The organism is Shewanella sp. SM101 (assembly GCF_025654465.1).
In the GTDB taxonomy this organism is placed as follows: domain Bacteria; phylum Pseudomonadota; class Gammaproteobacteria; order Enterobacterales; family Shewanellaceae; genus Shewanella; species Shewanella oncorhynchi.
This window is the reverse complement of sequence record NZ_JAKKRH010000027.1, coordinates 1-22,130: the sequence shown is the minus strand read 5'-3', so window position 1 is coordinate 22,130 and position 22,130 is coordinate 1. Positions and strand designations below refer to the sequence as shown.

Here is a 22,130-nt window from a genome sequence, read left to right as displayed (position 1 = left end):
ATCAGCTATGACCTTCCAATAACGTCCACATATGTTCTAAGTCGTATTCTCTTTGTAGAAACAAGGTCACGAGAAACAGCATAGTGAAGCAAAATGTGCCCATACCAAAATAAATGTCCGAAAAATCAGATAGCTGAAATGATGAAACTAAGAAGCTGATCACATAAATTTCCAGCATAGTGAGCTGCGATAAGACGCCATGAAATTTTAACAACTGCTTCAATGAGTTACGCCAAAAAAGGCTACTCAATCCCCATTTCACAATTAAAATCTGTGTCAATATCGATAACAGTAATAAGCCTGGACCTATCACAGCTGCGGCAAGTACGGCGACACCTACAACCCAATAGCCTTGGTCAAATACTGCAAATGCCCCTTGGAAAACCGTGGTAGTACGAATACTGCCGAAAAAGTGGATCTCGAGTACGGGTAAAAAATTAGCAGGGAAATAAAACACTAATGCCGAAATACATAGGGCTAACATACCATTCACAGAGCAGTATGGCGTGTCATAAAGTGCAGTGCTGCAACGAGGACAGATTGCTCTAACGCCGCTAGGCAAGGCACGTTTGCGGACTGCTAAATCGCAGGAGCGGCATAGGGTTACTGAATTTTCTGCTGCGTTTTCATGCATATAAAAATATATATTAGCCTAATAGGAGTAATAACAGCGAGAACGGTGCAAAGTGTCGTGCTAGTTAGCTGTTCAGCCACGTCTAGCGCTTTTATAATCTTGGCAACGAAAGTACGCTAATAATATCAGATTAATCAGAACACTTGCATCACAAGTTCAATCTATGTCACTCTAGTTACTGTATATAAAAACAGTGCGAGGGCAGTCATGGCAGTAATAACACAGTTTGTCGTGGTCAGAGAAGGGGTTGAAAAGATGACATTCACATCTAAGAAGGAGGCTGATGCCTACGATAAGATGCTCGATATCGCCGATAACCTTATCCCCTTCATTCAAAAAGCTGATTTGGGTATAGATGAAAGTGTGGGCGAAAAGCTCGCATTCTATTTTGCTAACAATAAAGATGAGCTGACGAACTTGCTTAAAGGCGCCGTTCAGGTTAATAGTACGCCAACGAATCCGCCTGCAGCGAAAAAAGCGGCTAAAAAGACCGAAGCAGCAGAATAAAATTGTTAGGAAATGTAATGAAATCGAAATTTTATGAGTCACTTAACCGTCAAGCCTTGGCCTTGTTGGAAGGGGAAGACGACCTTGTTGCGGCTATGGCGAATTTTTCAGCCTTGCTCAATGATAATTTAACTGAGCTGAACTGGGTGGGATTCTACGTCATGCGTGGCGAACAACTAGTATTAGGCCCGTTTCAAGGTAAAGTGGCTTGTACACGCATTCCGTTAGGAAAAGGTGTGTGTGGTACAGCAGCATTCACTAATCAAACTCAGCGAGTGGCCGATGTCCATCAATTTGATGGTCATATTGCCTGTGATTCTGCCAGTAATTCTGAAATCGTTGTGCCAGTTCGTGCGCAAGGTAACGTGGTTGCCGTGCTCGATATTGACAGTCCTATCTTCGATCGTTTCGATGAAGAAGACCAAAAGGGGCTGGAATTACTGGTTAAAAGTTTTGAAAACTGCCTATTTGATTAATTTGCGTACAATAACGCATAATTCATAGTCGCAATCGGTGGCGTGCGCCTTATAATATGCGCCTGCACGCATTAAGCTGGTTTGATTGGCATGCAATGAATAAGCTTAGTGTTTTGAGCTGACAAAATTTGTTAAGGTATATTTTTTAACTTTAGTAAACGCGGCTAGGATGCTAATTTGTACGTTGACTCAATATTGAGTTTAACGAAGATAAACGACATGTAAGAAGCTGATATATATCACCTCGAATCGATGTCCCTTTTTGACTGTGGAAGTAATGATGGAATCAACAGAAAAGTTGACCGACACCAATGCAATTTTGGCGTATTTGTATGAAACATTTCCTTTGTGCTTTATTGCTGAAGGTGAAACTAAGCCATTAAAAATCGGATTGTTTCAAGATTTGGCTGAAAGGTTGGCTGATGATTCTAAAGTCAGTAAAACTCAGCTCAGAGTTGCCTTGAGACGTTACACCAGCAGCTGGCGCTATTTAAAGTGCGTTAAAGCGGGCGCACAACGCGTAAACCTGGATGGCGAACCTTGCGGCGAGTTAGAGCAAGAGCACATTGATCATGCTCAAGCCATGTTGAAAGAGAGTCAGGATAAGGCCAAAGCGAAACGTGCAGCACTTGCACCTAAGCCTGCGGCGAAGAAAGCACCTAAAAAGGTGGCTGTTCCTCAGCGTCCTAAAACTGAGCGTCCTGCTAAGCCTGCACCAAAAGCTGCAGCGCCAGTCGTCAATTATGTTCAAGCACAATTGACTGATTTAACGAAAAAACAACGCGTCAATGTTAAATTAGGTATGACACCCGTAGCCGGTGTGATTACTGACATTAACAAGGAAGATATTCATGTTCAGCTTGATAGTGGCCTAACGATTAAAGTTAGAGCAGAACATATCCTGCTGTAATCATTTATTAAAACGGAGTAACTTGTTGATGCGAAAACTCACTTTGGCTACCTCGATCGCCACTGTTTTTGTCGGATTCTCGGCTTGGGCCGTACCACCCACGATTCAAATCAGCGAGTTACCCACTCTCAAGCAGGAAGCGCAACATAAGGTTGCGAGCAAAAGGGTAACGGACTTATACACTCGTTCGCACTATCATAGATTCAATCTTGATGACGCCTTTTCTGCGCAAATTTTTGATCGTTATCTACAGCAGTTGGACTATCGCCGCAATGTGTTAACCCAAGCGGATGTCGATAGTTTTAAACCTTATGCAACCCAATTCGATGACATGCTTAGTTCTGGTGAACTTGAGCCTGCCTATAAAATGTTTGATATCGTCCAAAAGCGCCGCTATGAAGGCTTTGTCTATGCTTTATCTCTATTAGACAAAGAGATGGATTTTTCTGCGCCCGGTGATGCCTATGAGTACGACCGCGATGAGGCCGCATGGCCAAAAGACCAGACAGAAATTAATGAGTTATGGCGTCAACGTGTTAAATACGATGCACTAAATCTTAAACTCACAGGTAAGAAATGGCCTGAGATTGTTGATATCCTCCAAAAGCGTTACAACAACGCCATTAAACGTTTGATTCAAACTAACAGTGAAGACGTGTTCCAAGGCGTGATGAATGCCTTCTCCCGTAGCATTGAGCCACATACAAGTTACCTTTCACCACGCAATGCTGAACGTTTCCAAATGGAAATGAACTTGAGCCTTGAAGGCATTGGTGCTCAACTGCAACTTGAAGACGATTACACTGTCATTAAAAGTTTAATTACTGGCGGCCCTGCTGCGGGCAGTGAAAAACTGTCGCCGGAAGACAAGATTGTCGGCGTCGGTCAAGAAGGCGGTGAAATTGTTGATGTAATCGGCTGGCGTTTAGACGACGTGGTCGACCTGATCAAAGGGCCTAAGGGCAGTAAAGTTGTTCTGCAAATTTTACCGAAGAAAGGCGGTTCCAATGCTAAGCCATTCGACGTTACCTTAGTTCGCGACAAAATTCGTCTTGAAGATAGAGCGGCAACCTCTAAGGTGATTGAACCTAAAGACGGCGAGTACGCAAATCGCAAAGTCGGTGTGATCCAAATTCCTGGTTTCTATATGAATTTGTCGCAGGACGTTGAAAAAGAGCTAGTGAAGTTAAACGACGCCAAAGTAGAAGGCATAGTCATCGACCTTAGAGGTAACGGTGGTGGTGCATTAACGGAAGCCGTGCTGCTGACGGGACTTTTTATCGATATGGGCCCTGTAGTGCAAATTCGTGATGCCGATGGACGAGTGTCTGCGCATCGTGATAACGACGGTAAAACCAGTTATGCAGGACCATTGACTGTGATGGTTGACCGTTACAGTGCTTCAGCCTCTGAAATTTTTGCTGCCGCATTGCAAGATTATGACCGTGCACTGATCGTCGGTGAGTCGAGTTTTGGGAAAGGCACAGTACAGCAGCATAAGAGCCTAGGCCGTATCTACGACATGTATGAAAAGCCAATTGGCCATGTGCAGTATACGATTCAAAAGTTCTACCGTATTAATGGTGGTAGTACACAGATTAAAGGTGTGACCCCCAACATTTCTTACCCAAGTGCGTTGGAGCCGGGCGAGTACGGTGAAGCTGAAGAGAAAAATGCTTTACCTTGGGATAAAGTGCCTATGGCGCAATATGGCACGCTTAATGATGTTACGCCTGAGTTAGTGACTAGCCTTGAATCTAAGCACCTTAACCGTATAAAAAATAGCGTAGAGTTTGCCTATATCAATCAAGATATTGCCGACTTTAAAAAGCATCACAAAGAGAAGACAGTTTCTCTGGTTGAAAGTGAGCGTATTGCTTCCCGTGAAGCCGATGAGAAAAAAGTCCTCGACAGAACAAACGAGCGTCGAGTCGCCAATGGTTTAGCACCGGTTAAATCAATGGAAGACATTAAAGACGACGCTGAATTGCCAGATGCATTTTTAGACGAAACCGCTTATATCACCTTAGATATGGCTGATGTGCAAAAAATGGCTAAAACTAGTGCTAAGTAGGCGCTAGTCGAGTCGATTTATCCGATATCAAAACGCGCTTATGGCGCGTTTTTTCTTATTTAGATCAGCGTTAAAGGGATCGAAATGACACAAGCTCAAGCAAAATACTTAAAAGATTATCAAGCGCCACTTTTTACGATAGAGACTATCGATTTAGCTTTTAATTTGGCAGGCAATGAAACCCAAGTGCAGGCGATCAGTCGTATAAAACGCACTTCAAAACATGCACAAGCCTTAGTGTTGGATGGCGAAGATTTGACCGTTGTTTCGCTGACTATTAATGGTGATGCTGTGCCTTACCATGTTAGTGCAGGTCAATTAGTTCTAGAAACTGAGCTTGATGAGTTTGAGCTTAACATTATCACTAAGCTCGATCCTGAAGCTAATTCGAGCCTTGAAGGGCTCTATATGTCCGATGGTGCCTACTGCACGCAATGCGAGGCAGAGGGCTTTCGACGTATCACTTATTTCCTTGACCGCCCTGATGTATTAGCTAAATACACTGTTCGTATCGAAGCCGATAGAGCCGCATTCCCGTTTTTACTGAGTAACGGTAATTTGATTGATCAAGGTGAGTTAGATGGCGGACGCCATTATGTTTGCTGGCAAGATCCATTTCCAAAACCAGCGTATTTATTTGCCTTAGTCGCTGGCGATTTTGATCTATTGCAAGATGAGTTCATTACTCGCAGTCGCCGTAAAGTGATCCTGCAAGTGTTCGTTGATAAAGGTAATTTACATAAAGCACACCATGCGATGGCATCACTTAAGAAATCCATGGCATGGGATGAGAGCCGTTTTGATCTTGAGTATGATTTAGATATTTACATGATAGTGGCCGTCGACTTTTTCAATATGGGTGCGATGGAAAACAAAGGCTTAAATATCTTTAACACTAAATATGTGCTCGCAGATACCTTAACGGCCACCGACGAGGATTATCACGGCATTGAATCGGTTGTAGGCCATGAGTATTTCCATAATTGGACAGGAAACCGCGTAACGTGCCGCGATTGGTTCCAGTTAAGTTTGAAAGAAGGCTTAACGGTTTTTCGCGATCAAGAATTTAGCTCTGATTTAGGTTCACGCGCTGTGAATCGAATTCATGCAATTAAAGTGATCAAGAATCAGCAATTTGCAGAAGATTCTGGCCCTATGTCCCATCCTATTCGTCCAGAATCTGTCATTGAGATGAATAATTTCTACACTGTGACTGTGTATAACAAGGGCGCTGAAGTCATCCGCATGATGCACACTTTGCTCGGCGAAGAAAAGTTTCAGGCGGGAATGAAACTGTATTTTAAACGCCACGACGGCCAAGCTGTCACCTGTGATGATTTTGTGGCGGCAATGGAAGATGCCAGCGGAGTGGATTTAACCCAGTTCCGTTTATGGTATAGCCAAGCTGGTACGCCGATTGTGACTGCGATGGACAGCTTTGATGCGCAAACGGGCGTTTATCAATTGACCCTTAAACAAAGTCTAGCGAACTGTGCATCACCGCTGCATATTCCGTTTAGCTTAGAGCTCTTAGATGCGAAGGGCCATTCTTTAGTGAATGAAATCCTCAATTTTACTCAAACTGAACAAGTGTTTAGCTTTGATGGACTCACTCATAAACCTGTCGCTTCGTTACTGCAAAACTTTTCCGCGCCCGTCAAATTACAATATCGATTCAATGTGGATCAACTCGTTCACTTGATGCGTTTTGCTAGCAGCGAAGTGGCGCGTTGGGAAGCTTCTGTGACCTTAGTGAGCCAAGCTATTTGGCAAAATGTGGCGAGTTTACAACAGCAACAAGCTATGGCTCTCGATCCCCGGGTGCGCGATAGTTTTAAAGGTGTGTTGTTAGACACTGAGCTTGATCCGGCATTGATCGCCGAAATATTAGCGATACCTACGGCTTCGGCTTTGATTGAGCAAACAGAGAGTGTTGATCTAGATGCGTTAGCTTTAGCACGTGAATTTGTACTAATAGAGCTCGCTTCACATAGTGAAGATGAATTGATTGCGCTATATCGTTCTTTAGTCGCAGTAGAGAGTACGCAGGCAAGAGCCCTTAAAAATCAGTGTTTAACTTGGTTAGCTCGGGTGTCGGATGAGGCTGAGGGGTTAGTGATTTCTCAGTTCGATAACGCCAGTAATATGACGGATTCTCTTGGTGCGTTGACGGCAGCCAATGTTGGGAATTTACCTTGTCGTGATGAACTGATGACGACATTTGAGTTACGTTGGCAGGATACGCCATTAGTGATGGATAAATGGTTTATGTTGCAAGCGACCCGTGATGCAGATGATGTGATTGAGTGTTTGCGTCAGTTGCAGCAACACAAGTGCTTTAGTATGAGCAATCCAAACCGAGTGCGTGCTTTAGTGGGCAGTTTTGCTGCCGGTAATATTTATCAATTCCACCGTAGAGACGGTAAGGGTTATGCTTTCTTAACCGAATGCTTAATGACCCTTAATAAGCTCAATCCGCAGGTTGCGGCCCGTATGGTGACGCCATTGATCCAGTATCATAAATTCGACTTAGGCCGCCAAACCTTGATAAAAGCCTGTTTAGGGCAACTTTTGGCTTTGCCTGACTTATCTAAGGATATGTACGAAAAAGTCTCTAAAGCATTGGCAAAATAGCAGTTTGTAGGAGGAAGGCAGCAGTCTGTGCTGCCCTGATATTATGGAACTGTATTTCAAACTATCGATCAGCTATCGAGATTTCTTACCTTATTATCAAGGGCTTGCCGATAAAGTCGAGGTTCGTGAAACTCAAGGGCGGATTTTGTGGATTAATGGCCGTCATTTTAGGCGTTTTTTAACCGAAAATGGCATTCAAGGCTATTTCAAATTGGTTTTAGATGACAAGGGACAATTTGTTTCATTAAATCGAGTTTAGTCTTAATTTGTTTATCTTTACTTAGAGCAATTACTTTAAACGGTCGGCTGATTACTAAGCTCGCTTTGTGATATTTTGTTTTTAAATATGTTAATGAATTATATGATTTTTTAATGTGTTTTTATGTTTCATTCCTATTCCGCTTTTCGCTAATTTAAATCTCTCCTTTTTAGTTAACGGTACAAATGTACCTACATGCTTAATTCTTTAGAAAATTTTCTCTAACTGCGCCTTGCTCAAGGGGATTAATTGCTGTAACAATGATGTTACCTGTGAGCTAACAAGATGTTGGTTGTAATTCCTAAAACAAAGAATCCAGCAGGGTACGGAGAGCTAAAATGAAAATTGTTAAAAATAGTTTTAACAAATCGGCGCTTGCTTTGGGGGTGGCGTCGGCATTGAGTTTGTTAATGATCCCAAGCGTTAATGCAGTATCTTTTAATTGGGGAGAGGTTGAGGGCACATTTGACTCAACTTGGACTGCTGGTGCGAGCTGGCGTGTAGGGGAGCGCGATTGGGAAGGTCAAATTGGTAAGGTTAATCAACCCCAATTCGATTGGTCTAATTACAGCGCATTTGGCAATACTAAATACACTTCTGCTGAGATTTGGGCCCAGCCCGGATCGTATTCCAGTAACAATGACTTAAGTAATTTACTTTATTCTCAAGGCGATACTACATCCGAAATCGTTAAAGGTTTGCATGAATTGTCATTGAAATACAAAAACTACGGTTTATTCGCTCGTGGTATGTATTTCTATGATCGTAAACTCAATGACGGTAATTATGATTTTAATGATCCGATAACGGGCAAAGAGTTTGACCCTTGTGAAGATAACCGTGCTTCAGAAGTTCAATGTAAAGATATTCGCCTACTCGATGCGTTTGTGTATGGCAATTTTGATCTTAACGATGGCGCTAATCCATTATCTATTCGTGTAGGTAATCAAGTGGTGTCATGGGGTGAAAGTACACTGATTGCCCATGGGATCAGTGAAATCAACGCCGTTGACTTGAACATACTTAATGCGCCAGGTGCTGAACTAAAAGAAGCGTTCAGACCTCAAGGTATGGTATGGGCTTCCCTTGGTTTGACGGATTCATTAACGGTAGAAGCATTCTATCAATATGATTGGCAACCTATTTGGGTACCAACACCGGGTTCTATTTTTGCGACTAACGATTTTGCGGGTTTCGGTGGTTACGCTCAAAACGCTCAGCTTGGGTTTAATGCTAACCCTGACATCAATTTAGACTTTGTGATGCAAGAATACGAGCGTTTAGCGGGCATGATTGCCAGCGGCCAATCTATTCCGACACAGCAATTGGTTTCTATGGCCTTAGCTTACCCAACAAAAGTGACGCTAGTGCAGGATGAGGCAGAGCCAAGCAATGATGGCCAATATGGTATTAAGCTGGGTTATTACGCGCCTTCACTGGGTGAAACCGAATTTGGTTTTTATTTCATGAATTATCATAGCCGTCGTCCTCTTATAAGTGGTACTGCCGCCGATTTTAGCACGGGTGCACTTTTGTCTGATCTGGCGACCATAGGTCAAAACTCGGGTAACATTGATCGTAAATTGCTGCTCAATTTGAAGAGTTTCTCTAAGGCGCAAATCGTTTATCCAGAAGATATCAAGCTTTACGGTTTCAGTTTCAATACCTTGGTTGGTGATACCTCTGTCGCGGCTGAAATTGCCCATCGTCAGGATGAACCACTGCAAATCGATGACGTAGAATTATTGTTTGCCGGTATGCCACAGCAGTTAGCTAACGCTGGTCTTCGTCCAGATCTCGATGGTATTTCGCAGATTAAAGATGTTAAACCGGGTGAAACCGTGGATGGCTTTATCCGTCTTGATACCACTCAGGCGCAGATGACTTTCACCCATTTATTTGGTCCAACCTTAGGTTTAGATAACTTGACCATGTTGGCCGAAGTGGGTGGCGTGTGGATCCATGATATGCCAGGTTTTGATGAGCTACGTCTCAATGGTCCTGGTACGTCACGTTCTGGCGGCAACCCAGATATGCCCGGCATCATTCAAGCCTTGCACAATGGTCCTGAAACTAACCCGTTCCCAACCGATTTTGCTTGGGGATACCGTTTAGTTGGAAAGGCGGATTTCAACAACGTATTTGCTGGGGTCAATATGTCTCCACGGGTGATTTTCTCCCATGACGTTGATGGTATTACACCTGATCCTATGTTCCTGTTCACTGAAGGACGTAAGTCTGTCGCGCTAGGCGTTAACTTCGACTATCAAAACCGTTGGGGTGCAGATATCTCCTATAACAATTTCTTTGGCGGTGTCGGTACGACGAATGCGATGGCAGATCGTGATTATGTTTCATTCAATATCAAGTATTCGATCTAAAAGGACTCAAACAATGAAGAAACTGACGATATTGGCGAGTGCAGTCATGCTGGCGTTCGCAGCGCCAGTCGCTATGGCTAAGATATCAGAAGCTGATGCGGCAAAACTTGGCAATGAACTTACCCCTTTAGGTGCTGAAAAAGCAGGTAATGCTGATGGTTCTATTCCTGCGTGGGATGGTGGTATCACTAAGCCTGTGGCGGGTTATACCAAAGGGATGCATCATCCAGATCCTTTCCCTGAGGATAAGATTGAATTTACTATTACCAATGCTAACAAAGCGCAATATAAAGATTTTTTAACGCCGGGTCAGATGAAGCTGTTCGAACTTTATCCTGATACCTACAAGATGAATGTGTATAAGACTCGCCGTAGCGCCTCTGTACCACAGTTCGTTTACGATGCGACTAAAGTTAACGCGACTCGTGCTGAACTGATTGCACAGGGCAATGGTATTTCTGGCGCGGCTATTGGTATTCCATTCCCGATCCCTGCAAATGGTTTAGAAGCAATTTGGAACCACATTTTGCGTTTTCGTGGTATCGATATCGAAACTTCCCGTAGCCAAGCTGCACCGACAGCCGATGGTAGCTATAGCTTAGTGGAAACGGCTGAGGAAATTCGCTTCGAATATTCTCGTCCAGAAATTACCTTAGATCAGCTTAAAGCCAGCAATACGCTGTTCTACTTTAAGCAAGTGGTGACTCAGCCTGCACGTTTAGCAGGTACAGCCTTATTGGTTAAAGAAACCATGGATCAAGAGGCGCTTCCCCGCCAAGCTTGGACCTATAACACAGGTCAACGTCGAGTACGTAAAGCGCCGAACGTGGCTTTTGATACACCGGGTACAGTGTCAGATGGTCTGCGTACGACAGATGATTTCGATATGTTTAACGGCTCTCCAGTGCGTTACAACTGGGAACTGGTTGGCAAAAAAGAAATTTATATCCCGTACAACGATTACAAACTGCATTCAGATAAGCTTAAATATGACCAAATATTGAAACCTGGTCATGTGAATCCTGAATACGTTCGTTGGGAAAAACACCGCGTATGGCAAGTGAGGGCGACGCTGAAAGACGGTATGCGCCACATTTATAAAGTGCGCGATATGTACCTTGATGAAGATTCATGGCAAGTGTCAATCGCCGATCTCTACGACAACCGTGATCAGTTGTATCGTGTGGCTGTTGCACATGGCTTGAATTACTACGAAGTGCCAGCACAGTGGGATACTTTAGAAGTCTTCCATGATTTGCAATCCCGTCGTTATCTCGCCATGGGCTTAGACAACCAAAGTGGCATGTATAACTTCGATGCCAAACTTACTGAAGCTAACTTTACCCCCGATGCATTGCGTCGTGAAGGTATCCGTTAATAGGCCACGTACAAAGGGGCGCTTAGCGCCCCTCATTAGTTTAAGGAAGTTTGTATGTCGTTTCGCATCCTTCAGTGTGTCGCTGTATTAAGTTTCGGTGGCGCTTTTTTTCCTTCTACGTTATCTGCAACGCCCTCTGATCAGATTTTTTCTCAAGTTCAACCTCTTGCTGCTTCATCTTTGATTTTAGATATTGCCAACGTAGGCGCAGGTTTAGTGGCTGTGGGTGAACGTGGCCATGCTCTGGTGTATGACGGCAGTTGGCATCAAGTGGCAACGCCCGTGAGTTCACAGCTGACCAAAGTCTTTTTTCTCAATGAAAAACGCGGTTGGGCTGTAGGTCATGATGCAACCATTTTACAGACTCAGGATGGCGGTCAAACTTGGCAGCTACAAATGCATTCTCCAGAGATTGAAAAGCCTTTCCTCGATGTGGTGTTTTTAGACGAAAACAATGGCATTGCAATTGGCGCTTACGGTTTGTTTTATCGCACTAATGATGGCGGTGCCCAGTGGCGCGAGGAGTTCCATGAGGAGCTTTTAGCTGAAGAAGATGTGGCTTATTTGGCGGAGTTAAAAGGCAGCGATCAATCGGCCTATTTGAGTGCGCGCGCTTCATTATTGCCGCACTTTAATCGTATTTTAACCTTAACCGATGGACGTTTATTATTGGTTGGCGAGCTGGGCTTAGTCGCTGTTTCTGGCGATCAAGGTAAAACATTTACGCGTACCAATTTTGATTACGATGGTTCTATGTTTAACGCCGTAGAAACGAAAAATGCTGTGTATGTGATGGGCCTTCGCGGTCATATATTCAAAGCTGATGTGAGTTTAAGCCAATGGAATCAAATAGAACTGCCTGTGCAATCCTCAATCAACGGTGCCATGGTTGTTTCTGACGACGCGCTATATTTAGTGGGTAATGCGGGGATAGTGATCAAGCTAAATGAGGACGACAGTAGCAGTATCGTGACTCGTCGCCAAGGGGAAAACTTAGTGTCTATTGCGAAGGATAATCAAGGGAATATGTGGTTATCCGGCAGCCAAGGGCTGTTTATTCTTAAGCCATAAAATTTTAAAACTACAATAAATAACAGGGCCGAGAAGATGTTAGAAAAACTGGTCAACGGATTTGAGTCATTTTTGTTTCGCAATCGCGCATGGGTCGTCGGCATTTTTGTGTTTTTGACGTTGTTTTTTGGCTATCAGGCCAGTCAACTCAAAATGGATGCGGCTTTTATCAAAAATATTCCACTGCAGCACAGTTATATGCAGACCTACCTGAAACACCAAAAAGATTTTGGTGGTGCCAACAGCATCATGGTGGCGGTGGAGGATACCAGCGGTAATATTTTTAATGCTAACTATTTTGATACCTTAAAAAACGTGCATGATCAGCTGTTTTTTATTCCTGGGGTTGACCGTGCGCAGGTGAAATCAATTTTTTCGCCTTCCACTCGTTTTACGGAAGTCGTTGAGGATGGTTTTGCTGGCGGGCCAGTTATTCCAGCGGATTTTTCAACTTCAGTGTCTGGGTTAGAAACGGTTCGCGATAATATTGAAAAAGCAGGGATTGTCGGCCGATTAATTGCTAACGATTACAGTGCGGCTATGGTGTCGGCTCAATTAATGGATTTTGATCCACAGACGGGTAAACCGCTTGATACCATTGCTTTTGCTGCACAATTAGAAAAAGAGCTTAGGGGCAAGTTCGAAACCGATAAGGTTAAAATTCACATCATAGGTTTCGCCAAAATGGCGGGGGATGTGGCTGATGGCGCTAAGGGCGTGTTGCTGTTTTTCGTGATCGCGATTTTGATCACCGCCGTCATGGTTTACCTCTTTTCTAAATCCATCATCTTGACCATGTTGCCACTGGTCTGCAGTTTAACGGCTGTGGTCTGGCAGCTTGGTTTATTGACTGTGATAGGTTTCGGTCTCGATCCTATGTCGATTCTGGTACCGTTTTTAGTCTTCGCCATCGGTGTGAGCCACGGGGTGCAGATCATCAATGCTGTACGGCGTCGAGTGCTCGACGGGCAAACGACAAAAGCGGCTTCGGCGTCGGCATTTCGTAGTTTATTAGTGCCGGGTGGTGTGGCATTACTGTCCGATACTGTTGGTTTTATTACCCTGTTATTTATCGATATTGGGATTATTCGCGAGCTGGCGATTTCTGCCTCGCTCGGTGTTGGCGTGATCATTTTCACTAACCTTATCCTGTTGCCTTTGGTGATTTCTTTTACTGAAATCAAAGTCAATAAACACGCAGAACCGACCGCTGAAGAAGTGCGAACTGAGGCTATTTGGCGCTTCATGGCGCGTTTTGCGACGCCTAAATATGCTGTGGTAGTCATTATTGCCACTGTGGTGTTGTATTTTGTGGGTTTGCAACAAGCCAATCAGATGAAGATTGGTGACTTACAAGGCGGCGCGCCAGCGTTACATCAAGATTCGCGTTATAACCTCGATACCTTCTTCATCACAGATCATTTCTCTATCACCACAGATGTGATGACTGTGATTGTTGAGGCAGCACCTGAAGCCTGTACTTACCACGATGTGCTCACTCAAATTGATCAGTTTGAGTGGTTAGTGCGCAATACCCCTGGGGTGGAGTCGACAGTGAGTTTGGCGTCAGTCGCTAAAAAAGTGAATGCTGGCTTCAACGAAGGTAATCCAAGGTGGGAAGTGTTGCCGCGTACAACGGCGAGCTTAGTACAGGCCATTGGCCAAATTCCCACGACTTCAGGTTTATTAAATGGCGATTGTTCTGTCATGCCTGTGTATCTGTTTATGAAAGATCACAAGGCCGAAACCATAGAAACTGTGGTCGCTAAGGTCAAAGCCGTCGCCGCGAAAATGGACAACGAGAAGTTGCAGTTTAAACTGGCGTCGGGTCCTGTGGGTGTAATGGCAGCGACTAACGAAGCGGTGGCCGAGGCGCAGTTACCTATGATGATATACGTCTATGGTGCTGTGTTTGTACTCTGCTTAATCAGCTTTAAATCTTTTAAAGCCACTGTGGCGGTCATTATTCCGTTATATGTCGTGTCGACACTGGCACAGGCTTTGATGACTCAGCTCGATATTGGCTTAGCTGTCAGTACCTTACCTGTCATCGCGCTGGGGGTTGGTATTGGTGTGGACTATGGTATTTATATCCTCTCGACTATGTCGTCTAAGCTATCGAATGGTATGCCAGTACAGCAGGCTTACTATGAGGCGTTGGTCGAGCGGGGCAGTGCGGTGATTTTTACTGGCCTTACATTGGCGATTGGTGTCAGTACTTGGTTCTTTTCGGCGCTTAAATTCCAAATGGACATGGGAATATTGTTAACATTCATGTTTGTGGTAAATATGCTCGGTGCCATAATTATCCTACCTGCATTGGCAGCCATTTTCTGGCGCCAGCCTAAGTAGAGTCTACAAATGGGGAGCTAAGCTCCCCATTTACTTTTGAATACTTAGTCTGCTTTATCGATTGTTTGGTCATTTGTCATTCCTTGTTTACGCCAACACTGGATTTCAAGAGGATGTACCACTAAAATTTTCCTCGAAATACAGCGGTTTTAGTAATAAACTTCGCGCGACGATCTAGATCACATTAATTTATCTGCGATTGTTAAGCCGAAGCATCCAAATAATGAAAAAAGCGCTGCCATAGACGCTTAAGGAAACAGCAACATGGCCTTGAAAGATGCAATGCCTTCAGTACTACTTGAAAATGTAGTCAGTTTAATTCACGCTAAAGTCCCTAATTCACAAGCCAAGCAAGTTGAACAGTTCGCCACCTGCCTTTATGCCCACATGTCGAAAGACGATCTCAATGCGCGTAATGACAGTGATTTATACGGTGCGGTTCTCAGTTTATGGAACGCCCTGAATAAAACACCAAAAGGTAACACTCATCTGAGAGTGTTCAATCCTAGCCAAGCCAAACACGGCTGGCAATCTACTCACTCGATCATTGAAGTTATCCAACCTGACATGCCATTCTTGGTCGATTCAGTTGGTATGGCATTGAATCGTATGGGTATTACTGCTCACATGATGTTGCACACTCCACTGGCGATTGAGCGTTCAGAAAGTGGTGTGACGAATGTTACTTATCTTAATAAAAGCCCTGAAAGCACTGAGCATGTCGCCGTATTTTTGATTGAAATTGACCGTCAAAGCAGCACGGTCGATATCAAAGCATTAGAGCGCGAAATTCAGTCTGTGCTTGCCGATGTCGCTTCATCAGTCAACGACTGGGAAGTCATGTCTGCCAAGTTGGCTGAGATGATTAAGGAATTGCCAAAACGTCCGTTCCCGGGCGATAAGCAAGAGTTAGAAGAAGCGATTAACTTCCTGACTTACTTGAATAATCATCACTTTACGCTATTAGGTTACCGTCAATACGATTTGAAACGTGTCGAAGGTGACGTTGAGTTAGTGCCTAATATCGCCTCTAGTTTAGGTTTGATGAACAAGCACACTAAAGCGCAACCTGAGCAAGGTTTGTTGCTATCTAGCTTCTCCGATAGCGCCCGCAAAGAAGCCTTAGATCACAGCTTGTTGATCCTCACTAAGAGCAGTGCCAAGAGCCGCGTACATCGCCCAGCTTATGTCGATTATATTGGTATTAAGCGTTTCGATAAGAAAGGCAATGTGATTGGCGAAGATAGATTTATCGGTTTATATGCGTCAAACCTGTATAACCGCAGCCCACGTGAAATCCCACTGCTGAATGAAAAAGTGCAGCGTGTGTTAGATCGTTCAGGCTTGACCCCACGTTCACACGACTATAAAGCCCTGCTAAATATCCTTGAAAATTTACCTCGTGACGAGCTAATTCAAGCCAATGTTGATGATTTATCGCACATGGCCCATGGCGTGTTAGAAATGCAAGACAGAGACAAGCTGAAACTCTTTGTACGCAAAGATGGCTTTGGCCGTTTCTTATCCTGTTTAGTGTACGTTTCTAAGGATCGTTACAACACTAAACTCCGCCAAGATACTCAACGTATTCTGGCCCAGCACTTTAACAGCAAAGAAGATGTAGAGTTTACGACTTATTTTTCCGAGTCGACGCTAGCCCGCACTCACTACATAGTCAAAGTTGATAACAATAATATGGATGTAGATGTGGCTGCCATAGAGAACAACTTAATAGAAGCGGCACGTTCGTGGGAAGATAAGTTAAGCACTGCGCTTAACAGTGCACTCGGCGAAGAAGCTGGCACTCATCTGACTAAGCGTTATTTCAATGCGTTTGAGCAAAGCTATAAAGAAGACGTATTGCCAAGTTCTGCCGTCGTCGACATGCAACAGCTCGAAGCACTGGATGATGAACACAAGCTCGGCATGTTGTTCTATCAACCGCAGGAAGCGGCGCTGAACGACAACAAAGTGCGTTTAAAGCTATTCCACAAAGATGAGCCTATTCATCTTTCTGACGTGCTGCCAATGCTCGAAAACTTTGGTCTGCGCGTGATCAACGAGCGTCCATATGAAGTCACGACTTCAGACGGTTCTACCTTCTGGATCTTAGACTTCTTGATGACAGTTAAAGTCGTCAACACAGATAACATCGCTGATAGCCAAGACAGATTCCAAACAGCACTGTCACAAGTGTGGCAAAAGAAGTTAGAAGATGACGGCTTCAACCGCATTATTCTGGCGTCAGGTTTAACCGGCCGTGAAGTCTCTGTATTGCGCGCTTATGCGAAATACATGCGTCAAATCGATGCGACTTTCAGTCAGTCATATATTGAAGAAACCTTCGGTCGTTACCCACAAATCGCTGATTTGTTGGTGAAGATGTTCATCCGTAAATTTAACCCTAAACTGAAAACCCGTACTCTGGGCAAGTTTTTGGAGCAGATCAATTTACGTTTAGACGAAGTGTCTAGCTTAGATGATGACCGTATTATTCGTCGTTATTTAGACTTGATTAACGCCACTCTGCGTACCAACTTCTACCAACTGGATGCCAAAGGCGAATCTAAGAGTTATATCTCGTTTAAATTCATGCCTTCACTGATCCCTGAAATGCCACGTCCACTGCCGAAATTCGAAATATTCGTTTATTCGCCACGGGTTGAAGGTGTGCATTTACGTTACGGTAAAGTGGCTCGTGGTGGTCTGCGTTGGTCAGATCGTCGTGAAGACTTCCGTACCGAAGTATTAGGTCTGGTAAAAGCACAGCAAGTGAAAAACACTGTGATTGTGCCTGTGGGTGCTAAAGGTGGCTTTGTTTGTAAACAATTGCCAACTGAAGGCGGCCGTGAAGCTTTCTTCACCGAAGGTCAAGAATGTTACCGCATCTTTATCCGTGCTTTACTCGATATTACCGATAACATTTTGAACGGTGAAATCGTCCACCCATTGGATGTGGTTCGTCACGATGAAGATGACCCATATTTAGTGGTCGCAGCCGATAAAGGCACTGCGACATTCTCTGATATCGCAAACTCGATTTCCCTCGAATACCGCTTCTGGCTCGGTGATGCATTCGCATCGGGTGGCAGCAACGGTTATGACCATAAGAAAATGGGTATCACGGCCAAAGGCGGCTGGGAATCGGTTAAGCGTCATTTCCGCGAAGTCGGTATTGATTGCCAAACCACAGACTTTACCTGTTTAGGTATAGGTGACATGGCGGGCGACGTATTCGGTAACGGTATGTTGTTGTCTAAGCACACTAAACTGGTTGCAGCCTTTAACCACATGCACATCTTTATCGATCCAAATCCGGATACGGCATTAAGTTATGATGAACGGGCGCGTTTATTCGCTCTGCCACGTTCAAGCTGGGAAGACTACAGCAGCAAGTTGATTTCTAAAGGTGGCGGTATTTTCCTACGTTCATCTAAATCCATTCCATTATCGGCAGAGATGAAGCAAATGTTGGCCACAGAGAAAACCTCTATGACCCCAACTGAGCTGATGAAAGAACTGTTGAAAATGCCAGTGGATTTGATCTGGAACGGCGGTATCGGTACGTATGTGAAATCTTCACGGGAAACCCACGCTGAAGTCGGCGATCGTGCCAATGATGCTCTACGTGTCAACGGTGGCGAACTGCGCGCTAAGATAGTCGGCGAGGGTGGTAACTTAGGTTGTACTCAGTTAGGTCGAATCGAATATGCGTCTAACGGCGGCCGTATCAACACTGACTTCGTGGATAACGTAGGTGGTGTGGATTGTTCAGACAACGAAGTGAACATCAAGATTTTGCTGAACGCTATGGTGACTGAAGGTGAGCTGACGCTTAAGCAGCGTAACCGTTTACTGGAAGAAATGACTGAAGAAGTCGGCCAAATCGTACTGCAAGACTGTAAAGATCAAACTCGTACTATCTCCGTCACCCAAGTGCGTGGTGCTGAGCAGTTAAAAGAGCAGATCCGCTTTATCCAGTATCTGGAAAAAGAAGGCAAGTTAGACAGAGCGTTAGAGTTCTTACCGTCTGACGATGAGCTAGCTGAACGTCTAGCCAGTGGTCGTGCATTAACGCGCCCAGAGCTATCAGTATTGGTTGCCTATGCAAAAATGGTGCTGAAAGAGCAATTAGTGACCCCAGAAATCACTGAAGATACGCTGTTAAGCCAATTGCTTATCGCCTATTTCCCGAAAAAACTTCAGGAAAAATACAGCGACAAAATGGCAACCCATCCACTGCGTGGCGAAATCATTGCGACCTCACTCGCCAATGAACTCGTCAACGACATGGGTTTGAACTTTGTTCAACGTATGCAAGATGAGACTGGTGCCTCAGTTGCCGACGCGGCAATTTGCTACACTATGGCCCGCGAAGTATTTGGTTTAGCTGAATTAACTAAATCGATCACTGACTTAAACGGCATAGTTCCGGCTGTGGTTCAAGGTGAAATGCTGCATCAGTTACGCCGCAATATGCGTCGTGCTAGCCGCTGGTTCCTACGTCACCGTAACCGCACTTGGAGCATCGAACAAACCGTTGCTTTCTTCAAACCGGTATTTGAACAAATTAAAGATAATGTTCATTTATATCTGGTCGAAGAAGAAGCGAAAGGTATTCAATCTGAGATCAATGCCTTGGTCAAAGAAAACGTACCACAAGCTGTGGCAACGATTGTGGCTAACATGAGCACCTTGTTCTCTGCCTTAGACATTGCCCAAATTGCGCAAACAGAAGATAAGACAGTGGCATTAGTGGCTGAAACTTACTTCAAACTCGGCGCCCGCGTTGAGCTGCATTGGTTTTTAGAACAGATCAGCGCTCAACCTGTAGCGAACCATTGGCAAGCACTGGCTCGTGCTGCCTTTAGGGAAGAGTTAGATTGGCAACAACGTGCATTGAGTTCAGTGGTCTTAAGAACCTGCAGTGCAACCTGTGATGCCGAAAGTGTGATTTCTCAGTGGATTGAGATAAATCAAGGCTTATTGGAAAGATGGTTCCACATGCTAGCTGACTTTAAAACGTCGCAAATCCATGAGTTTGCTAAGTTCTCTGTCGCCCTACGTGAACTTAACCTTCTGATCCTTCATTGCGAAGGCCAAAAGTAAACTTATTATAACAATCAGAAGCCCTGGCGATCGCCGGGGCTTTTTTTAGGTCGAGGAAAGTACATGTTTTATAAAATCGCACAGAAAGTCATGTTTCAGATGGATCCTGAGCGAGCTCACCATCTTGCTATAGGCAGTTTAAAAATGACCGCCAATAGCCCGTTAACGTGTCTATATGGACAAACGATTGCCCCCGCTCCTGTCAGCTTTATGGGGTTGACCTTTCCTAACCCAGTGGGACTCGCTGCCGGTATGGACAAGGACGGCGAATCGATTGATGCCTTTCATGCGATGGGATTTGGTCATATTGAAGTGGGTACAGTGACCCCAAGACCACAGCCTGGTAACGATTTACCCCGTCTATTTAGATTAAAGCCTGCCAAAGGCATCATTAATCGCATGGGGTTTAATAATAAGGGTGTCGATAATCTGGTCAAAAATTTGATCGCTAAAAAGACCAATATCATGGTTGGCGTCAATATTGGCAAAAATAAAGACACGCCAGTAGAACAAGGTAAAGACGATTATTTGATCTGCATGGATAAAGTTTATCTCCATGCGGCTTATATTGCGGTGAATATTTCATCACCCAATACCCCAGGATTACGATCGCTACAATATGGCGATCTATTAGATGAATTATTGAGCGCAATTAAAACCAAGCAACTTGAGCTGGCCGAAAAGCATAAAAAATACGTGCCCATCGCGCTTAAAATTGCTCCAGATTTAACCATCGAAGAAATTGAAAATATCGCACAAGCTTTGATTAAAAACAAATTTGATGGCGCAATTGCGACCAATACTACTTTAACGCGTGATGGTGTTAGCGGTCTTGCCAACGCCAATGAAAGCGGCGGCTTAAGCGGCAAACCTTTAACTGAGCTGTCTACTAAAGTGATTAAGCAATTGGCAATTTGTTTGAAAGGGCAGATCCCGATCATAGGTGTGGGTGGTATTAATAGCGCTGAAGATGCCTTAGCCAAATTTGATGCGGGCGCGACTATGGTTCAGATTTATTCAGGTTTTATTTATCAAGGTCCGAAGTTAATTAAAGAAATAGTGAATGCATACCGCTTGAAATAATGATCTTAGGATTAATATAACGATCTAAAATAAGATCTTATTCTTTAGCAGCGATCTAAAATGATCCTTAGATCGCTGTTAAGATCTTACAATAGATCGACTAAGTAACTGTTAAATAATTTGTATTTTATTATTTTTATTTTGATATTGGATAAAATATCTACTATTATGTCCCAGTGTTCAAATATTGGGTCACCGTTATGTTATTAATGCCGCAAAAAGATTGGCAATGGAAATATAACGATTCGTATGGTGTATTAGGCGTATCGTTAGGTTCCGAGATAGAATTTCTGACGTCTTATAAAGCAAAATTACTCATTCCAGATGCCTTATCAAGCATGGAATTTAATATTGCGCACGCCAAATTCTATATGAACTTACTCGATAGATTGCCTAAAACTCTGTCTTTGTCCGATGCCGCTATTGTTCAAATTGCGCTCAATGCCACCGCAGCCCATTTTATGCTGACACCACAAATGCCTAAATCATGGTTTTTTGATACCAGTGATGTCTGTGTTTATAGCGATGTAGGTAAAGTCTTTGAGCTAAAATGCCAAAAGCAAAGAGTACTAGCCCTCGTGGTTGAAAATACCCTACAGTCCGCGCTAGTGATGTTATTGTCACCTGAATGTGTTTTGTCGGGCGCGAAAACTATGGTGCAGTTTGAAACCATCAAAGTGATGCATAATCGCTTACACCCACTACGTGCACAGCGCCACGTGGTTGCGGCATAGCGTAGTTGTAGATCAATAGTCATTATTGGTTTTTGATATCTATTATTAGCCGATAATTCGCTTAAATCTCCATAGCATTAGTGCGCTATCCGTACTCTTTTCTGCTAAGAAAGCTTTTATCTAAAATTAGTCACGTGACTCTTCAACACCTTTCTATCGAATGCTACCCAATGATAATTCGTGAGTCTTATTACTCTTTATTGGCTCTGCTTGTAGTATCAAACTCACTACGCAGTCTGGTTTGCCATGGTATTCACTCGTCGACACGCAGCCAGTCCATATATGGACACCTCGAATAGATCAACCACTTTTTGAGTAACAGAAAGTAATACTGCGTACGTATATCCGACCTGTTTGTGAGAATCTTTGTTCTCTGGCCTTAATGAGAACCGCGCCTTTGCTGCTTATCGTCCTTTCGGAGTCATATGCTCCTTGTACTCTCTCAGCATCTGCAAAGGCCGGTATTACCTGTTACTTCATTATCTGTAGTCGTGTTTTTGGGGTGAGGTTAATACTCGATTTTTACAT

The 22,130-nt window shown here is 44.0% G+C and carries 14 protein-coding genes; 13 read left to right on the top strand and 1 reads right to left on the bottom strand.

Annotated features, from left to right (window positions below):
- Position 1: 1 nt before the first annotated feature.
- Positions 2-634, bottom strand: a complete 633-nt coding sequence (locus tag L5M38_RS15220; RefSeq protein WP_028759758.1) for a paraquat-inducible protein A — start codon at positions 632-634, stop codon at positions 2-4.
- A gap of 207 nt (positions 635-841) precedes the next feature.
- On the opposite strand from L5M38_RS15220, the gene L5M38_RS15215 reads away from it, so the two are divergent.
- The 13 genes from L5M38_RS15215 to L5M38_RS15155 all read left to right on the top strand — a co-directional run bounded on the left by L5M38_RS15215 (position 842) and on the right by L5M38_RS15155 (position 21,602).
- A complete protein-coding gene (locus L5M38_RS15215) occupies positions 842-1,141 on the top strand; it encodes a YebG family protein (protein ID WP_105252655.1) in 300 nt (99 codons plus the stop codon).
- Positions 1,142-1,158: 17 nt separating this feature from the next.
- Positions 1,159-1,617, top strand: a complete 459-nt coding sequence (locus L5M38_RS15210; protein ID WP_028759760.1) for a GAF domain-containing protein — start codon at positions 1,159-1,161, stop codon at positions 1,615-1,617.
- Positions 1,618-1,897: 280 nt separating this feature from the next.
- On the top strand, positions 1,898-2,527 hold the full coding sequence (proQ, locus tag L5M38_RS15205) for an RNA chaperone ProQ (protein WP_028759761.1): 630 nt from the start codon (positions 1,898-1,900) through the stop codon (positions 2,525-2,527).
- Between the two features lie 28 nt (positions 2,528-2,555).
- On the top strand, positions 2,556-4,601 hold the full coding sequence (gene prc, locus L5M38_RS15200; RefSeq protein WP_263179577.1) for a carboxy terminal-processing peptidase: 2,046 nt from the start codon (positions 2,556-2,558) through the stop codon (positions 4,599-4,601).
- Between the two features lie 84 nt (positions 4,602-4,685).
- The gene (gene pepN / locus L5M38_RS15195) at positions 4,686-7,235 is read left to right on the top strand and encodes an aminopeptidase N (protein WP_263179576.1); all 2,550 of its coding nucleotides are present in this window, start codon (positions 4,686-4,688) and stop codon (positions 7,233-7,235) included.
- Between the two features lie 43 nt (positions 7,236-7,278).
- A complete protein-coding gene (locus L5M38_RS15190) occupies positions 7,279-7,494 on the top strand; it encodes a DUF2835 domain-containing protein (protein ID WP_028759764.1) in 216 nt (71 codons plus the stop codon).
- 338 nt (positions 7,495-7,832) lie between these two features.
- Positions 7,833-9,875, top strand: a complete 2,043-nt coding sequence (locus L5M38_RS15185) for a DUF1302 domain-containing protein (RefSeq protein ID WP_263179575.1) — start codon at positions 7,833-7,835, stop codon at positions 9,873-9,875.
- A gap of 13 nt (positions 9,876-9,888) precedes the next feature.
- Positions 9,889-11,253: a DUF1329 domain-containing protein gene (locus L5M38_RS15180; protein WP_198572303.1), complete on the top strand. Its 1,365-nt coding sequence runs from the start codon at positions 9,889-9,891 to the stop codon at positions 11,251-11,253.
- Positions 11,254-11,307: 54 nt separating this feature from the next.
- The gene (locus tag L5M38_RS15175) at positions 11,308-12,324 is read left to right on the top strand and encodes a WD40/YVTN/BNR-like repeat-containing protein (protein ID WP_263168978.1); all 1,017 of its coding nucleotides are present in this window, start codon (positions 11,308-11,310) and stop codon (positions 12,322-12,324) included.
- Between the two features lie 36 nt (positions 12,325-12,360).
- Complete coding sequence (locus L5M38_RS15170) at positions 12,361-14,676, top strand: efflux RND transporter permease subunit (protein ID WP_263168980.1); 2,316 nt, start codon at positions 12,361-12,363, stop codon at positions 14,674-14,676.
- 264 nt (positions 14,677-14,940) lie between these two features.
- Complete coding sequence (locus L5M38_RS15165) at positions 14,941-19,785, top strand: NAD-glutamate dehydrogenase (protein WP_113940561.1); 4,845 nt, start codon at positions 14,941-14,943, stop codon at positions 19,783-19,785.
- 63 nt (positions 19,786-19,848) lie between these two features.
- The gene (gene pyrD, locus L5M38_RS15160) at positions 19,849-20,868 is read left to right on the top strand and encodes a quinone-dependent dihydroorotate dehydrogenase (RefSeq protein WP_113940562.1); all 1,020 of its coding nucleotides are present in this window, start codon (positions 19,849-19,851) and stop codon (positions 20,866-20,868) included.
- Between the two features lie 200 nt (positions 20,869-21,068).
- Positions 21,069-21,602, top strand: coding sequence for a cell division protein ZapC (locus L5M38_RS15155; protein WP_105252649.1), 534 nt, complete (start codon positions 21,069-21,071; stop codon positions 21,600-21,602).
- Positions 21,603-22,130: the final 528 nt, after the last annotated feature.

What these genes read in the sequence shown, in the direction of transcription:
- L5M38_RS15220 (WP_028759758.1), bottom strand. Translation starts at nt 634, where the DNA reads ATGCATGAAAACGCAGCAGAAAATTCAGTAACCCTATGCCGCTCCTGC.
- pepN (WP_263179576.1), top strand. Translation starts at nt 4,686, where the DNA reads ATGACACAAGCTCAAGCAAAATACTTAAAAGATTATCAAGCGCCACTT.
- L5M38_RS15190 (WP_028759764.1), top strand. Translation starts at nt 7,279, where the DNA reads ATGGAACTGTATTTCAAACTATCGATCAGCTATCGAGATTTCTTACCT.
- prc (WP_263179577.1), top strand. Translation starts at nt 2,556, where the DNA reads ATGCGAAAACTCACTTTGGCTACCTCGATCGCCACTGTTTTTGTCGGA.
- L5M38_RS15185 (WP_263179575.1), top strand. Translation starts at nt 7,833, where the DNA reads ATGAAAATTGTTAAAAATAGTTTTAACAAATCGGCGCTTGCTTTGGGG.
- L5M38_RS15215 (WP_105252655.1), top strand. Translation starts at nt 842, where the DNA reads ATGGCAGTAATAACACAGTTTGTCGTGGTCAGAGAAGGGGTTGAAAAG.
- L5M38_RS15165 (WP_113940561.1), top strand. Translation starts at nt 14,941, where the DNA reads ATGGCCTTGAAAGATGCAATGCCTTCAGTACTACTTGAAAATGTAGTC.
- pyrD (WP_113940562.1), top strand. Translation starts at nt 19,849, where the DNA reads ATGTTTTATAAAATCGCACAGAAAGTCATGTTTCAGATGGATCCTGAG.
- L5M38_RS15180 (WP_198572303.1), top strand. Translation starts at nt 9,889, where the DNA reads ATGAAGAAACTGACGATATTGGCGAGTGCAGTCATGCTGGCGTTCGCA.
- L5M38_RS15175 (WP_263168978.1), top strand. Translation starts at nt 11,308, where the DNA reads ATGTCGTTTCGCATCCTTCAGTGTGTCGCTGTATTAAGTTTCGGTGGC.
- proQ (WP_028759761.1), top strand. Translation starts at nt 1,898, where the DNA reads ATGGAATCAACAGAAAAGTTGACCGACACCAATGCAATTTTGGCGTAT.
- L5M38_RS15155 (WP_105252649.1), top strand. Translation starts at nt 21,069, where the DNA reads ATGTTATTAATGCCGCAAAAAGATTGGCAATGGAAATATAACGATTCG.
- L5M38_RS15210 (WP_028759760.1), top strand. Translation starts at nt 1,159, where the DNA reads ATGAAATCGAAATTTTATGAGTCACTTAACCGTCAAGCCTTGGCCTTG.
- L5M38_RS15170 (WP_263168980.1), top strand. Translation starts at nt 12,361, where the DNA reads ATGTTAGAAAAACTGGTCAACGGATTTGAGTCATTTTTGTTTCGCAAT.